At 39.5% G+C, this 15,113-nt stretch carries 14 protein-coding genes and 5 pseudogenes; 4 read left to right on the top strand and 15 right to left on the bottom strand.

The genetic code is table 11. The annotated features are described in order from the left end of the window. Window positions 1-222: 222 nt before the first annotated feature. The 4 genes and pseudogenes from HOO54_RS11630 to HOO54_RS11615 all read right to left on the bottom strand — a co-directional run. Entirely contained in the window at window positions 223-453 is a 231-nt protein-coding gene (locus HOO54_RS11630; protein WP_172295387.1) for a helix-turn-helix domain-containing protein, read from the bottom strand. Further along, window positions 431-628: a hypothetical protein gene (locus HOO54_RS11625; protein WP_253907662.1), complete on the bottom strand. Its 198-nt coding sequence runs from the start codon at window positions 626-628 to the stop codon at window positions 431-433. Before HOO54_RS11625 ends, HOO54_RS11630 begins: the two co-directional genes overlap by 23 nt. 63 nt (window positions 629-691) lie before the next feature. After that, a complete protein-coding gene (locus HOO54_RS11620) occupies window positions 692-841 on the bottom strand; it encodes a hypothetical protein (RefSeq protein WP_172295383.1) in 150 nt (49 codons plus the stop codon). An 813-nt stretch (window positions 842-1,654) separates the two neighbouring features. Beyond that, window positions 1,655-1,801 (bottom strand): annotated as a pseudogene (locus HOO54_RS11615) (peptidoglycan-binding domain-containing protein); the annotation flags it as partial. A 1,198-nt stretch (window positions 1,802-2,999) separates the two neighbouring features. Here HOO54_RS11615 and HOO54_RS11610 point away from each other — a divergent pair. After that, window positions 3,000-3,323: a hypothetical protein gene (locus tag HOO54_RS11610; protein ID WP_253907660.1), complete on the top strand. Its 324-nt coding sequence runs from the start codon at window positions 3,000-3,002 to the stop codon at window positions 3,321-3,323. Between the two features lie 295 nt (window positions 3,324-3,618). On the opposite strand, the pseudogene HOO54_RS25370 reads toward HOO54_RS11610, so the two are convergent. The 5 genes and pseudogenes from HOO54_RS25370 to HOO54_RS24915 form a co-directional block, all read right to left on the bottom strand. Continuing rightward, a pseudogene (locus HOO54_RS25370) lies at window positions 3,619-3,873 on the bottom strand (peptidoglycan-binding domain-containing protein); the annotation flags it as partial. 61 nt (window positions 3,874-3,934) lie between these two features. Beyond that, window positions 3,935-4,186, bottom strand: coding sequence for a peptidoglycan recognition protein family protein (locus HOO54_RS25365; RefSeq protein WP_483861929.1), 252 nt, complete (start codon window positions 4,184-4,186; stop codon window positions 3,935-3,937). Further along, entirely contained in the window at window positions 4,168-4,443 is a 276-nt protein-coding gene (locus HOO54_RS25360) for an N-acetylmuramoyl-L-alanine amidase (protein ID WP_253907659.1), read from the bottom strand. The genes HOO54_RS25365 and HOO54_RS25360 overlap by 19 nt, the downstream gene beginning before the upstream one ends. A gap of 53 nt (window positions 4,444-4,496) precedes the next feature. Then, window positions 4,497-4,760, bottom strand: a complete 264-nt coding sequence (locus HOO54_RS11600) for a phage holin (protein WP_172295381.1) — start codon at window positions 4,758-4,760, stop codon at window positions 4,497-4,499. A gap of 18 nt (window positions 4,761-4,778) precedes the next feature. Next, window positions 4,779-4,920, bottom strand: a pseudogene (locus tag HOO54_RS24915) (hypothetical protein). A gap of 260 nt (window positions 4,921-5,180) precedes the next feature. Between HOO54_RS24915 and HOO54_RS25170 the strand changes: the two are divergent. Together HOO54_RS25170 and arcC are read left to right on the top strand one after the other, a co-directional pair. Next, complete coding sequence (locus HOO54_RS25170) at window positions 5,181-5,339, top strand: hypothetical protein (protein ID WP_375335835.1); 159 nt, start codon at window positions 5,181-5,183, stop codon at window positions 5,337-5,339. Beyond that, window positions 5,311-6,156 (top strand): annotated as a pseudogene (gene arcC, locus HOO54_RS11590) (carbamate kinase); the annotation flags it as partial. The gene HOO54_RS25170 and the pseudogene arcC, both read left to right, overlap by 29 nt. A gap of 201 nt (window positions 6,157-6,357) precedes the next feature. On the opposite strand, the gene HOO54_RS11585 reads toward arcC, so the two are convergent. From HOO54_RS11585 to HOO54_RS11575, 3 genes are all read right to left on the bottom strand, one after another. Further along, the gene (locus HOO54_RS11585) at window positions 6,358-7,884 is read right to left on the bottom strand and encodes an FMN-binding glutamate synthase family protein (protein WP_375335834.1); all 1,527 of its coding nucleotides are present in this window, start codon (window positions 7,882-7,884) and stop codon (window positions 6,358-6,360) included. A gap of 89 nt (window positions 7,885-7,973) precedes the next feature. Continuing rightward, window positions 7,974-9,695, bottom strand: coding sequence for a pyruvate oxidase (locus tag HOO54_RS11580; RefSeq protein ID WP_172295377.1), 1,722 nt, complete (start codon window positions 9,693-9,695; stop codon window positions 7,974-7,976). Between the two features lie 218 nt (window positions 9,696-9,913). Then, window positions 9,914-11,101, bottom strand: coding sequence for a permease (locus HOO54_RS11575; protein WP_172295375.1), 1,188 nt, complete (start codon window positions 11,099-11,101; stop codon window positions 9,914-9,916). A 151-nt stretch (window positions 11,102-11,252) separates the two neighbouring features. Between HOO54_RS11575 and HOO54_RS11570 the strand changes: the two are divergent. Continuing rightward, a pseudogene (locus HOO54_RS11570) lies at window positions 11,253-11,855 on the top strand (site-specific integrase); the annotation flags it as partial. A 112-nt stretch (window positions 11,856-11,967) separates the two neighbouring features. On the opposite strand, the gene glnA reads toward HOO54_RS11570, so the two are convergent. The 3 genes from glnA to HOO54_RS11555 all read right to left on the bottom strand — a co-directional run bounded on the left by glnA (window position 11,968) and on the right by HOO54_RS11555 (window position 15,099). Next, window positions 11,968-13,302 (bottom strand): type I glutamate--ammonia ligase, encoded by a 1,335-nt coding sequence (gene glnA / locus HOO54_RS11565; protein WP_172295371.1) that lies wholly within the window; start codon window positions 13,300-13,302, stop codon window positions 11,968-11,970. A gap of 59 nt (window positions 13,303-13,361) precedes the next feature. Continuing rightward, window positions 13,362-13,757 (bottom strand): MerR family transcriptional regulator, encoded by a 396-nt coding sequence (locus HOO54_RS11560; protein WP_172295369.1) that lies wholly within the window; start codon window positions 13,755-13,757, stop codon window positions 13,362-13,364. Window positions 13,758-13,842: 85 nt separating this feature from the next. Then, entirely contained in the window at window positions 13,843-15,099 is a 1,257-nt protein-coding gene (locus HOO54_RS11555; protein ID WP_172295367.1) for a methionine gamma-lyase family protein, read from the bottom strand. Between the last annotated feature and the right edge of the window lie 14 nt (window positions 15,100-15,113).

The following is a 15,113-nucleotide window of genomic DNA, read 5'->3' as shown; positions in this document are numbered from 1 at the left end:
AAGTGGTATAACGCTTATCTGCAATACATGTTCCATTGAAATAGTTGCGTTCGTTTATTGAAGATCAGCAATAATGTAGAAGTCGGCTAAAATCTTAGGTGGTCAATGTGATTAAAGGTAAAGTGGGAAAACGCATCGCCCGTCGTGCTGCAGGAAAAATTGTTAGGTACATTATTTAAATAAGTCTACGGAAAAAAAGCCCTTCTCATTAGAGTTGGGCCTTCATTCATCATACGGCCTGTATTTTTTCCGACCGGCTTCTAATTCTTTTTTCTGCGCTTCCACATGACTCAAGAGAAATAAAGTCACAGAACCGATCTTCTTTACAGGCTTCAGCTTATCGGAAGTCACTAAAGCACTTAAACGCTGCCTTGTGACTCCGAGTAATTCGCAAACTTCAACCGAAGTCAAAACTTCTTCTTGAATAAACTTAATTTTTTCGTTTTCTGTCATGTCTCTTCTCGCTCCAAATCATAATTAAGCCTTTTAGTAATATGACGATTACAGCCAGATATAAAATGATGCTTGTGATCATACCAAAAGTTCCGGCTTTTTCAGAATCAATTACAACAATGCCTGCTATTAGAATAAGCAGAGTTGTCATATCCAATGTACTGTAATGCTTCAAATATTGTTTCATAATTTGTGGACGTGATATAATGGATTTAAGAAAGGGGTTTCTCCCCTTCTCCTATGTGTTTAGCGCTTCTTGCTTATCTGCGGAGCGCTTTTTATTGTTCTTTTCTCGCTTTTCGGTTTCCTTTTGCCAAATATCATAAATATTTTTGACGATGGTAACAATCCCTGCGAGAGTAAGTACTATATTTCTGATCTCGTCCACTTTAGCCCTCCTTTCTATAATTTAATGATACCAAATCTATTTACAATAGTAAGTAGATTTCTGCAATTAAATTAGTTGAATTGATCTATCATTTTCTTAGATATGTCTACATTTATAAAAAGAGTGTAGAATAAATGCTCTTTAAAGAACATTGACAAGAACCCTAGAAACGTTGATTTTACTCTGCTGTGCAGAAATTTGTATTCTCCCCCATTGATTTCGGGAAGGTTATTTTAACCAATTGGACAGGCGGTTTTCCTTCTCTAGGAAAAAGATATTACAAACGTCTCCTTTTCTATAATAAACATTTTGGGTAAAATAAAGTTGTTGGTAAACGAAACTAAATAAGTGGGAGTGACCAGCAAATGCTTTTGTTTTTTGGTAAGTTTTTTTTGTTCTATTTGTTCGGTTCATTTGCATTTGCCCTATTCAAAGTAACGTACTACCATATAAGTAAAAAATTTGTTACCAAGACTGCTGATGGTACAAAACTGAATTGGGCTTTGAATGTCTTTGTTAAAAACGGTAAGAAAATGGACAGTAATGACTATTTTGTCATAGGTGTTTTTACAGTTCTGTGTACAATATATTTATAAAAATAGCTTCTAGCAATAACCTAGGTGTCGTGCTTATTTAAATCATCTTTTAAGAATGCTTGTGTCGAACCTGCCAATATATGTCAAAATAAGTAGTAAAAAATATACACCAATAGGTATTATTTGGTTGTCCCCTTTATTTGCAACCTTTTTACTTCCTCTAGAAATTTAACTTGTTCTGATGGTAACCCCCCAAAAAACATTGCCATTTTTTGTTTCACCCTCCATAAAGGACTTTTTTCTTCAACAATGCTTCAAGCTTCGCCTTCGTCTTAGGTCCATAAATACCCTTCGCAACTAGACCATGCATAAGCTGGAACCGTCTTATGGTATCTTTTGTTTTCGGTCCGTAGTAACCAGCAATATTTGTGAAATAGAGTTATATATTTGTTATTAGATAGGTTTATTTATCTTCACTGCGATAATAACAATTTTTCTTTTTGATCCTTTAACGATATTCGCGCTTTCTTCATTTAAAGTAGAGACATTAACTCCATCTTTCTTTAAAATATCTTTCGTTGGTTAAGCTCTGTTGTATTAGGGTTTCAGCAATATATTTGAGCTTTCACAAGTAGGACACTTTTCTTAAGCCTGAACAGTTGACTGCTGACCAACCACCAGTGTTATCATAGAAAGCGCCATCAATAAAACAAAAATTTTTTTCATAATAAATCCTCCCATTTTATATAATGGTTTCCGTGCTATTATTATACAATATTGGTATATTATAAAAAGGTGCCTAAACAGGAAGGGGTAATTAGTATGAAAAACAAGCTAGTCCAATTAATTGTAATGGTTTTTGTTGTCACTTTGGTAGGTCAAGTTATAATTTCTGTATTAAATCATGATTTTATTTTTTTTTCTGTTAACTTCATTAAAAATTTTCTAATATCTTTTGTGGTAGTTCTTATTTTGGTTTTTCTTTTGAGAAAAATGATGAAGTGGCGTTCCTAAAAGGCTGGATAAATTTCTGGAATAACATATAGACTAGGTAGTATAAATTAAAAATTATGGTTGAATAGTATCGAACAACTTTCTTGACTTTTTCTTATATCATTTTGAGAGAAAAATGTTTTAGAAGAAGACGAAGATTAATCTGTTAGATTTGTGATTAGCCCTCTTTCACAGAGGGTCTTTTCTATTACCTAAAAAGCTTTATCCGAGTAGCTCTTCCAGCAACCCCGTTCACTGCCCGACCAAAAAACACGAGGGCAAGAAGGTTCAAAAAGGCGAGCATGGTGACGGAGATCCCCAAACTCCTCATCAACCAAAATCAAAATCTCACGAGCCTGTTCATAAGGTGGAAAAGCTTCACGATTCTACTATAGGTACTGAAAACGTTTCTGGTAAGTATCCTCATGAGTCTTCTAAGCCGAAGAAGTATGAGCTAGGGAAAGTTGTTGACAAAGGAACTAAGGGTACGTTAAAGATGGCAATAACCTGACCTGTATGATGAATTTGGAAGCTATACTGGTGGAAGAAATCAAGTAGAGTTAGATGATTTAGCGCGAGATTCTGCAAACGGTAGTGTATTGACGCTTGATAATGGAAACAATAATAAAATGAAAGTGGCGAAAAAAGGTTGCGGCCGATCTGGTCATAAAGTGTACTGGTGGGGGTATAATCTTTATTTTGACTGTAATGAAACAAGAACACTGTATCAATCATTTAAAGCAGGGGGCGGAGCATCCACTGGTCTTGCTGCAATATCAAGGTTTATACCCGTACCACCTACACAATTAGCAAGTGCAATTGCCGGAGTAATTGGAGGCGGACTCGTAGGTTTTGGTCAAATGATTCAAGACGAACATAAAGGGCATGGTGTCAGAATACGTTTTACTGGACTTGGATATGCAGCTATTCCAACTGGGGTTTTTCCACAATAAAAATGAAAGAAGGGAAACTATGACTTTCTTTGTTTTAATGGCAGGGCTATTTCTTATGATTTACATGAAAGAACCATTCAGCAAAAAAGTGTACGGTTATGTTTACTTGGCTTTTTATTTAATGGTTTTAGCCCTATATATAATTAACACTACATTTCTAAATCTGATATCTAGCAAACTCTTATTAATTGTTGCAGTAATTGTCATTTCACCATTGTTCATTGGTTTCCTAAAATCCTCAACTGAATCTCGATAGAAAAAAGATAGAAGGAGCAGGCAGCCCCTGCTCTTTTTATTACTTCAATAACGCCTCAAGTTTCGCCTTCGTCTTCGACCCATAAATACCGTCCGCAACTAACCCATGCATCAATTGGAACCGTCTAACCGCATCTTTTGTTTTTGAACCGTAATAACCGTCAATCCCGTTATTCTTCGCCCCTTTGTCTGGATAGAAATAAAGTGCTGCCAGTGCTTCTTGAATTTTTCGAACTGCCGTTCCCTTCATCATCGGGCTTTTTAGTTTATAAATACCGGAAGGCAATGAATATCTTGACTTACTATTACTTGGGAATGAGTCTGTTTTAGATCCGGTTTTATTCCCCAACAGACGATCAACTAACTTTTTTCCGAAATGCTGATAGTTGACTTGAATCACTCACCCAAGGAGCCGGGCAGTTTTTGCGTGTAACATCATAATGACGAACGATTCTACTTGTAGATAGTCCGTATCGCTTACATAGTTTTGCAACGAGTTCAGCCGCATTTTCAACTATCGCACTGTGGATTTTTCCGTCTTTTTCAACACACATTTCCACACTAATTGCTGTTTGGTTTGCATTTGGTTTTAAAAGCTGACATAACACTGATTTCCATCATGTGCATGGTACGCCATTTCATTTTCAGGGATGATGTACTGTGCTTCTTTGCGGTCCACAAAGTAATGAGCTGAGGCATATCGCTTAGCTGCAACACATGTCCCATTGAAATAGTTACGTTCATTTAATGAAGATGCCCCAGGCGTCGCCGTATAGTGCATAACAATTCCTTTAACTCCTGATAATTTAGCACCTGGACGAGTATAACGATTAACTTTCACAAAATTTTTCACGACTTTTACCATGTAAACCACTCCTCATTTTTTTGAATAAAAAAAGACTGCCTCTTGGCAGCCCGTTATTTTGTTAATCCGTTTTGTTTTAACACTTCTTTTTGTTTCTTACCTTTCTCTGTGACATAGTTATTTTTGTACCAAGCGACGATTGAAGTCACGATCATAAACACTGTGGAACCTACTAAATACAAAGCGTCTGCCAGCGTGTTCACTTGATCTTCACTGATTGGCAAAGCGCCCTTTCCAAACATAATCAAAGTTTGGTTAATAAGTGCAATAAAAAGAAGCACCGTCCGAATGACTGTACCTTTATCAAAATTTTTCATTTTTCTTCACTCCCTCTCCTATTTTAGATTTTTTTGATCTAGCTTATCAATCACAACATCATATTTCTCAATGAATTTGGTTAGCACTTCATTTTGTGTATTTCTCTTTCTTTTGTTGTATTTACCAACAAAAAAGAACCGCAAACGGTCCTTGAGTCATCAGATATTGAGTAAGATCCAATTGTAGGTACAACAAAATCAACAAGCCTAGAGAGCTTAGTTGTAAATGGAGCCGCGTCTCATTTTGTGAAAGGAGTTTTTTGAGCGATGAAAAAACAAAAAATGGTCATTTCATTAGGCGGTAATGCAATTCAGTCTGGTGATGCCACTGCCGAAGCTCACCAATTGGCGCTGGAAAAAACAGCACGGTGGGTTCTTTGATGCGAAGGACATCGCCTTGTTCGTTCTAGTTATCGGAGGATTCCTCGGAGTGGTAATGAAAACGGGTCGATTGACGCTGGAATTACGCGGGTCATTCGGAAACTCAGAGGCCGAGAGCAATCGCTGATACCGATACTGATGATTCTCTTTGCGATTGGCGGTTCTACTTACGGTATTGCAGCTGGTGACGTTTATTGAACAAGGAATGGATATCATTATTTCTCATGGAAATGGTCCACAGGTTGGCAATATACTGTTGCAGCAGGCAGTGGCTGATTCTGTTAAGAATCCTGCTATGCCCCTCGATACCTGTGGAGCGATGAGCCAAGGGATGATTGGCTACTGGATGCAGAATGCGATGGATAAGATGCTAAAAGAACATGGAATAGTGAAAAATGTGGTAACGGTAGTGACGCGGGTAGTGGTGGACCCTGCTGATCCGGCATTTTCGAATCCAACAAAGCCAATTGACCTTTTTATAACGAGGAAGAAGCGCTAGGGAATTTAAAGAGGGTGCTGGCCGCGGCTGGCGACAGGTCGTCCCTTCTCCTAAGCCTGTTAGTATCTTGGAGCATGAAGTGATTAACTCTCTAGTGGAAAGCGGCAATATTGTCATTTCAGTTGGTGGGGGCGGAATTCCTGTTATAGAAACGGAAGAGGGCTTGCAGGGAATTGAAGCAGTGATTGATAAGGACTTCGCCTCTCAGAAGTTAGCAGAACTCGTCGATGCTGATGCTTTAATGATTCTAACAGCGGTTGATGAAGTGTACATCGACTTTAACAAGCCAACTCAGCGGCGGCTAAGTGACGTGAGTATTCAAGAATTGTTATCTTATATGGAGCAGGGGCAGTTTTCACCTGAAGTATGCTGCCCAAGGTGGAGGTAGCGATTAACTTTGTGCAATCAAATCCGGAGCGGCGGACAATTATAACCTCACTGGAAAAAGCGTGTGATGCTCTAGATGGAAAGGCTGGAACGGTGATTACATTAAACGGGTCAGGAGTTTTAGCATAAAAAAGGAAAAACCTCTTCTTGGGTGGAGAGGTTTTTCTACTTTAGTGTGTTTTTACTATTTTTTTGCATGATTTATTATCTCTGTTTGAGTGTGAATTATTTTTTTCAGTGATTTTTTGAAGTTTATCAGCGATTCTATAAAAACAGGAGAACCGTCCCCATGTTTCAACTGCATGAACGCATGAAATACGAGAACAGTCCTTATGTTTCAACTGCAGCTAGTTGGCCGGTTTCTTGTTTGTACACTATATGCTCCCTACTGAATTTGACGGGGGTGTCGATTCCGGCTGTGGCTGCTAGATCGAATAGGCCCTCCCGTAACGAGAGAATGTAGTTGGTGACGCGATAGGTTTTTTCTTCTACTACTAATGCCTTTTGCAGTTTCGGGTCGGTCGTCGCGACTCCTACCGGACAATGATTCGTGTGACAGACCTGGGCTTGAATACAACCGACGGAGAACATCAAGGCTCTTGCGATATTCACAAAATCTGCACCCAAAGCAAGGGCTACCGCAATCTTATCAGGAGTCAGCAACTTACCTGAAGCAAATATCTTCACATGCTGACGAATATTATACTTTTTCAGCATATCATCAACAAACGGCAGGGCAGAGTATATCGGGATCCCCGCTGAATCAGCAAGTTCTTGATATGTTGCACCCGTTCCTCCTTCAGAGCCATCGATCGTAATAAAATCAGGATATTTACCTGACTTAGCCATATAGGCGACAAACTCTTCAAGATCCGACGTACTTCCAAGTACCATTTTCAATCCAACCGGCTTATCTCCGACATCTCGCAAATGCTCAATAAAATCAAGCATTTGCTCATAATTACTGAATTCTCGGAAGCGATTAGGGCTATCGATCGTTTTCCATGGTTCCACATTCCGAATCTCTGCAATCTCTTCTGTTACCTTTGAGCCATCCACGTGACCACCGCGGGTTTTCGCCCCTTGTGCAAGCTTCAACTCAAACGCCTTAATCTCTGGAATATCACTTTTCTTCTTAAATTCCTCCCAAGAAAATGCACCATCCTTGGTTCGAACGCCAAATAAACCTGGGCCAATCTGACAGATGATGTCTACTCCGCCCTTTAAATGGTGCGAAGACAGGCCACCCTCACCCGTGTTCATCCAGGTGCCACCAGCACGGGCAAGACCAGTAGAAAGTGCTGTAATCGCCTTTTCACCTAATGCACCGTAGCTCATCGCCGATTGTCCCACAAGCCCTTTAACCTTAAAAGGTTGACGTGAGGTATGTTCGCCAATAATCGGGGCATCCTCTTCCTTAAGTAAAAATGGATCTGCCTCTTGGTCTTCGCGATGTTCCTTTCTTTTAAACAGGTTATCATCATCAATTTTATAGATTTTCGTCATAACCTTTGGCGTTTGTTCAATACTCAATTCATCCCGTTGCAACGGAAAAAAACGATTACGAATATAATACCCCGGTTTATCAAAGTCACGTTCGGATCCAAAGCCTATCATGCGGCTCTTATATTTTGCGGAAATGACCGTATTCACATAGTCTTTTCTTGAAAAAGGCTTGCCTTCATTGTTATTTAAAAATAAATACTGTCTCAGCTCTGGCCCTATTTTTTCTAAGATGTAACGCAACTTACCTAAAATCGGGTAGTTACGTAAAACTGCATGCTCTTCCTGTTTAGCATCCCTCAACCATAAATAGGTGACGATCACAGCTGGAATTAATAGTAAGATCACTAATATCGCTAATAAAATGGTAAAAAGTATCTGCAAACCGGTTAGCTCCTTTCCCTGCCTTCTCTCTTTCTCATTTTATTGATGGGATGAGGGAACTATAACATCCTTTTCAATGCTGTCTTAATAGGGGGCAACTCAATCTTTTGATCTTCAAAAAATCTTTTTAATAGATATTTAGAATAGTTGGCGGCCTGACCATAAGATATAATTCCTGGTAATGGCGGCTGGTCCTCAATCACCACATCCACGATGACTGGTCCTTTCTCTTTAGAGGTCTTATCAAGAGCCGAGCGTAATTCTTCTTGTTTTTCTACTCTATATCCAGTTCCACCGCAAGCTTCAGCGAACTTTGCAAAATCCATTTCTTGCAGATCGGTTTCGTAGTTCAGATTACCAAGTTCCTGTTGCTCATATTGAATCATTCCAAGTTTTGAATTGTTTAAGATCACGACTAATATCGGCATCTTATACCTTACGGCTGTTAAGAAGTCCTGCATAACCATAGAAAATCCGCCGTCTCCACAAACTGCTACCACTTGTTGGTTAGGATGTGTCAAACTGCCGGCAATGGCACCCGGAAGTCCACAACCCATTGTCGCCATCCAACTAGAAATGACCATTATCTGATTCTTGAAACGGAAGTGTCGTGCCATCCAGACGGTTACGTTTCCGACGTCAACTGATAGAATGGCATCGTCCTCCACAGCCTTCTGAAGCTCTGGAATGACCTGCTGTGGGCGAAGGCTTGAGGTCACTTCCTTTTCTTTTTCCTCTAAAGAACCCCACCACTTCTGCATTTCTTCTTGATATTTTTCTAAAAAGTTTCTCTCTGCCTTAATCGGTGCTTGTTCATTTAATGCGCTCAATGTGACGGCTGCATCACCTGTTAATCCAACAGATACTGGATACCGTTTCCCAATCTCACTGGCATCAATATCAATTTGAATTGCTTTGGCATCTTCCGGTAAAAATTCTTCGTAAGGGAAGGACGTTCCTATCATGATTAAAAGGTCTGTCTCTTCCATCGCTTCGTAAGCGGGCTTTGTTCCAATCTGTCCGAGCTGCCCAAGATTGTGAGGATGTTCGTCTGGAAGTGTTCCTTTAGCTGGAAGACTGAAAATAATCGGTGCCCCAATGTTTTTTGCAAAAGCATCTAATTCATGTCGTGCTTTTTTTGTTCCTGTTCCAGCAAGAATCAACGGCTTTTCTGATTTTTTAATGTATTTAATGGCCTTGTTCAGGTCCACCTCATGCGGTTCAACCTGTGAAAAGGTTCGAACGCTTGTGGTTTGTATGGTTTGCGGGTCAATTTTTTCAAATGGAATATCATCAGGAATCACTAGGACGGACACACCCTTTTTGGCATAGGCTGTTCGAATCGCTTGGTTTAATAGTTCAGGTAAGGATTTAGGTGAATCCACCCTTTGATTAAATACCGCTACGTCTTCAAACATCCGTGTTAAATGAACCTCCTGAAATGAGTCCTTTCCAACTTCAGATGTGCTGACCTGTCCGACAAGAGCAAGTACGGGTGCTCCGTCTGCCTTTGCATCATAAAGTCCATTCATTAAATGAATCGCTCCAGGTCCTGCGATGGACAAGCATACTCCAATGTTTCCTGTAAGCTTTGCGTATGATGAAGCGGCAAGTGCACCTACTTCTTCATGCCGTACTTGTATGAAATCAATGTCTTCTTTCGTTTTGCGTAAATTTTCAACGAAATGATTAATGGTGTCTCCAGGCAGACCGAATAGATGCTTCACTTCCCAGTCCATTAGCACCTCTGCGGCTGCTTCTCCTGCCGTTACTTTTGCCATCTAATCTCCTCCTAGTGGTTTATTTGCTTAGTGGTTGTTACCCGAGCTATTTGGGTTTGAAACGTAAAAGATAGAGTTTTACAGTGATTTGGTGGAGTTTTTATTTTTAGGAAATTTGGTAATAGTTTTTTAGGGGATTTTGGAGGGTGCCTCCTCTTCTATGAAACAAAACATCCCGAACTAATCAGGATGTCATTAACTACTCAGGTTATGCTATGTTAATAGACGAAAGTATCTAAACAAACACCTATAACTAAATATGCGATACAAACCCATGTAATGATGGTCTTTAACTTAGAATCTCCATCCATTTTCATCATATGATGATGTTCAGCATGCTTTTTAAATTTCCTATTTAAATAAATACCCAATGCCGCCAAGAAGGCAAAAACAATATTTAACCAAAATGTATAGTCTAATTGAAACGGGTTTTCCTTCATAATAAGGTTTGCACCATGAGGCAACAATCCTAGAACTTGAAATCCGTATTGCAGTAAAATAGCAGTGACAATAATAGAGATGTAAAAAACTCCTGCAATATAAAGTGCTGTCTTCAAGCCATAATATTTTTTATTGACTAAAACAATTGGCGGAACCACTAGATCGGAAAAAATAAAGGCCATGATGCCTGCAAAGGTTACACCACTTGATGCTAGAATCGTAGAGATTGGTATATTACCCATTGATCCGATAAAGGTTAGCATAGCAGCTATCGGAGCGATAAGGGTATTTTCAACTATTTTAAAGAAATCACCGTTTCCCTGTCCGACTAAAAAGATGGACTTCCATACATGGTCTGGTATGTAGGTCGACATGATTCCTGCAATCGTAAATCCGATTGTGACTTCTTTCCAGACCATTTTCCAATTATGAGCAAACTCATGCCCGACCTGAAACCAACCTTCTTTAGTTTTGATTTTTTCTTTCCAGTCAAAGGACTCCTCATGAGTATGCCCATCTACTTCTTCACGGGCTTCTTTAATTAGTTGTATTGGATTATGTAATTTTACTAAAAGCCAGGTGATTAAAATAAGAAGAACCCCGCCGATAATTTCTGCAACAACATACTGCCACCCAAGGAATAGATAAATGAGAATTCCTAGCTCGATGACGAGGTTCGTAGAGGCAAATAGAAAAGCTAAGGTAGCAACAAAGCTGGCTCCTTTTTTAAAAAGACTTCTTCCAGTAGCAAGTGCTGCAAAGGAACAGGAAGAACTGATGGCCCCGAAAAGGCTGGCCAAGCCGATTGATTTAAAAGATGAATCTCCCATGTATTTCACCATTTTCCCTTTTGGGACAAACGCTTGAATCATGGAGCTGATAAAATAGCCAAGAACAAACGCCCATCCCGCCTTCCAAAAATAACCTAATGACGTGATTGAAGACTGTGCAATTTGTTCCAACATGGTATCCCCCCTAAAGAGACAATACCCTAGTTTTTAAAATTAGAAACGTACTCCATAAGAAACTAATTACTATCCACGACTAACAGCTTGCTTAGGACTATATGCGGCAAAGCTTATGGTTACTGCACAAAATACAAGGATAACCAGAAAAGCTTTTAAGTATAATTATATCTATTACATTTTCTTTCGAACGCTAATTGAAACCGGTATGCGTAAAGGTGAAGCAGCAGCTTTACAATGGACAGATATCAATCTGCGAGAAAATTACATTGATATTAAGAAAACGTTAGATTTCTCCGCCAAGATAGATGCAGAACTATTTGGAGAAACAAAAACATACGATTCAAAAAGAAGAATTTCCATTGGTTCTTCCCTTTCCTTTGCTCTACAAAAACATAAGAAGTGGCAGTTTGAAAATAAACAGGTGCTTCAAGATGATTATAAGCATCATTTGAATTTGGTCTTTTGCAAAGTTGATGGAAACATCTTACCGAAGTCTACCCTCTTCAATGCTTTTAGTCGTATTTTAAAACGAGCAGGTATTAAAAGAATTCCTATCCACGCACTGCGTCACTCACATGCGGTTTTACTTTTGGAGTCAGGGGCAGATATGAAATACATTCAAGAACGCTTAGGTCATAAAAGCATGATCGTAACTGCTGATGTCTATTCTCATATCAGTAAGAAGCTTGACCAAAATAGGATCAAGGATTACGAAGAATATGTCTCATCAATTGTGGAGTTAGATTCATAACTTCAAATTTTTTTGGTCAAATTTTGGTCAAGGACCAAAAAGAATGCTTCCACAATTCTTTGACCAAAATTTAAAAACCCCCTGACACCAGATGTGCCAAGGGATCCAAAGATTAATACTGAGACATATATTGTTCGCGTTCCCAAGGATGGACTTGTGTACGGAACATATCCCATTCAATTTCTTTTGCTTCAACGAAGTGTTCGAATAAGTGTTCACCTAGGGCGTTGACCATAACTTCGTTGGATTTTAATTCGTCCAAAGCTTCAGCAAGTGTTGCTGGCAGGTCAACGATTCCATTTTCAAGGCGCTCTTCTTGACTCATGACGTAGATGTTACGGTCGATTGGAGCTGGTGCTTCAAGTTTGTTTTTAATGCCGTCAAGACCCGCTGCTAACAATACGCTAAGTGCAAGATACGGGTTTGCAGATGGGTCGACACTTCTTACTTCTACACGGGTGCTGATGCCACGAGAAGCCGGGATGCGGATTAATGGGCTTCTGTTTTGGGCACTCCATGCTACATAGCATGGTGCTTCATAGCCTGGTACAAGACGTTTGTATGAGTTAACTGTTGGGTTTGTAACAGCTGTAAAGCTAGTTGCGTGTTTTACAACACCGGCAATAAATTGTTTTGCAGTCTCGCTTAACTGAAGATCACCGTCTTGATCAAAAAATGCGTTAACACCGTTTTTGAATAACGACAGATTGCAGTGCATACCTGATCCATTTACACCGAATAATGGCTTTGGCATAAATGTTGCGTGAAGACCGTGCTTGCGTGCGATTGTTTTCACAACAAGCTTAAATGTTTGAATGTCATCACAAGCGCGAATGGCACCAGCATATTTAAAATCAATTTCATGTTGTCCAGGAGCTACTTCATGGTGAGACGCTTCGATTTCAAAGCCCATTTCTTCGAGCTCAAGCACGATGTCGCGGCGGCAGTTTTCACCAAGGTCTGTCGGAGCAAGGTCGAAATATCCACCTTTATCATTCAATTCTAGAGTTGGCTCACCTTTTTCATCTAGTTTGAACAAGAAGAATTCCGGTTCTGGTCCAAGATTGAAATCTGAGAATCCTATCTCTTCCATTTCTTTCAAGATTCGTTTTAAGTTGTTTCGAGGGTCACCTTCAAACGGAGTACCATCAGGATTGTAAATGTCACAGATGAAACGGGCTACTTTACCTTTTTCAGCAGTCCATGGGAAAATAACGAATGTGTCTAAATCTGGGTATAAGTACATATCTGACTCTTCTATACGTACGAAGCCTTCGATTGAAGAGCCATCAAACATGACTTTATTATCAAGTGCTTTTTCCAATTGACTCACAGGAATCTCAACGTTTTTAATTGTTCCTAGAATGTCAGTAAACTGAAGGCGAACATATTTTACATTCTCCTCATTTACTAATTTCATTATGTCATCTCTTGAATACTTGGCCATTCGTAAAACTCCTCCTCTAAAAAGGTAAATGTATATATAGCAATGCAGTTGCTAACAACTTAATGAAAAAACCTGGACATATCTCCTTGACGGAATGTTGTTCCCTTTTGGAATCGACCCGAATGAATCAGTTCGTTTTTTAGCAGTTTTCGCAATTCTTCATCTGAAAGGTTGTGTTTCATTACTTTTTCTGGTTTATCTTGATATTGATGTTCTGATTTGGCAAAAATTTGTTTAATTCCCGCCATGTTTACACCTTGTTCAATCAAATCTTTAATTTCCAGCAACTTATCTACATCATGAAACGAAAATAATCGTCTGTTCCCTTCACTTCTTGCAGGAAATATCAGTCCATTTTCCTCATAATACCGAATTTGTCTAGCTGATAATTCGGTTAGTTGCATAACAATTCCTATTGGAAATAAGGGCATTGAGCGGCGAATTTTATCACTCATCTCAATTTCCTCCTTTACTTATTAAGTCTATTATATTTGTTGTTAAGTAACATGTCAAGATTATGTCAGGAATCCTTACATGAAATTATGACTCTATGATAACATCAACTGCACTGCAAATCGCATTTTTAACATGAGCATAGGTTAAACCTCCTTGAACGTACGCAACATAAGGCGGCCTGATCGGACCATCTGCTGATAATTCGATGCTTGCCCCTTGTATAAAAGTCCCCGCCGCCATAATGACATCATCTTCGTATCCCGGCATATAGCTTGGATATGGGGTCACATGGGCATTAACAGGCGAAGCGTATTGAATCGCTTGGCAAAATGCGATCATTTGTTCAGCAGTGGAGAATTCAACAGATTGAATCAAGTCGGTTCGTTTATGCTTCCATGAAGGATTTGTTCGGAATCCTAACTTTTCCAGCAAGCACGCTGTAAAAACAGCTCCCTTTAACGCTTGGGAAACAACATGTGGTGCTAGGAAAAAACCTTGGTACATTTCTTGCAATGAGTAAAGTGATGCACCGACTTCCCTTCCAAGACCAGGTGATGACATTCGGAACGAACAAGCTTCAACCCATTCTTGCTTACCAACAAGATAACCTCCCGTTTTCGCTAATCCCCCGCCCGGATTTTTAATCAGTGAACCTGCGATAAGATCTGCACCAACATGGCAGGGTTCACGTTCTTCAACAAATTCTCCATAGCAATTATCTACAAAAACAATCATATTATTATTGATCTCTTTTACGAACTGAATCATTTCTTCAATGTCATCAATTGAAAAAGAAGGACGGTTGGCATAGCCCTTTGATCGCTGAATTCCGACAACCTTTGTCTTTGGTGTGATCGAATCTGCAACACGTTGAAAGTCAACGGTTCCTTCTTCTGTCAACTCGACGACATTATATTGAATGTTGAATTCCTTTAATGACCCTGAATTTTCCCCACCTCTGACACCGACAATTTCTTCGAGTGTGTCATATGGTTTCCCTGTTATATAAAGAAGTTCATCACCTGGACGGAGGACACCGAAAAGAGCAATTGAAATCGCATGAGTCCCCGAAATAATCTGGGGTCTGACAAGACCTGCTTCACCACCGAATACGTCTGCGTAGATAGCTTCAAGTGTATCTCGGCCGATATCATCATAACCATACCCAGTAGAAGGAATAAAGTGCGTATCAGATACTTTATGTTTTCGATAACTTTCAAGTACCCTCCACTCATTTCGCTCACTGATTTCATCAATTGTTTTATGAACGACTGAAATTTCATCTTCGGTTTCGATCGTTATCTTTTTTAGTAAATCCCCATGTTTTAGTGTCTCAAACATTTTGAAAGTGTCCT

The organism is Bacillus sp. WMMC1349, from assembly GCF_013155385.1.
Lineage (GTDB): Bacteria > Bacillota > Bacilli > Bacillales > Bacillaceae > Bacillus.
This window is presented reverse-complemented; position numbering and strand designations above follow the sequence as displayed.

Excerpts from the sequence above, each read along its gene's own strand:
- HOO54_RS11630 (WP_172295387.1), bottom strand. The coding sequence starts at position 453 with ATGACAGAAAACGAAAAAATTAAGTTTATTCAAGAAGAAGTTTTGACT.
- HOO54_RS11610 (WP_253907660.1), top strand. The coding sequence starts at position 3,000 with ATGAAAGTGGCGAAAAAAGGTTGCGGCCGATCTGGTCATAAAGTGTAC.
- HOO54_RS25360 (WP_253907659.1), bottom strand. The coding sequence starts at position 4,443 with ATGGTAAAAGTCGTGAAAAATTTTGTGAAAGTTAATCGTTATACTCGT.
- HOO54_RS11600 (WP_172295381.1), bottom strand. The coding sequence starts at position 4,760 with ATGAAAAATTTTGATAAAGGTACAGTCATTCGGACGGTGCTTCTTTTT.
- HOO54_RS11580 (WP_172295377.1), bottom strand. The coding sequence starts at position 9,695 with ATGGCAAAAGTAACGGCAGGAGAAGCAGCCGCAGAGGTGCTAATGGAC.
- HOO54_RS11575 (WP_172295375.1), bottom strand. The coding sequence starts at position 11,101 with ATGTTGGAACAAATTGCACAGTCTTCAATCACGTCATTAGGTTATTTT.
- glnA (WP_172295371.1), bottom strand. The coding sequence starts at position 13,302 with ATGGCCAAGTATTCAAGAGATGACATAATGAAATTAGTAAATGAGGAG.
- HOO54_RS11560 (WP_172295369.1), bottom strand. The coding sequence starts at position 13,757 with ATGAGTGATAAAATTCGCCGCTCAATGCCCTTATTTCCAATAGGAATT.
- HOO54_RS11555 (WP_172295367.1), bottom strand. The coding sequence starts at position 15,099 with ATGTTTGAGACACTAAAACATGGGGATTTACTAAAAAAGATAACGATC.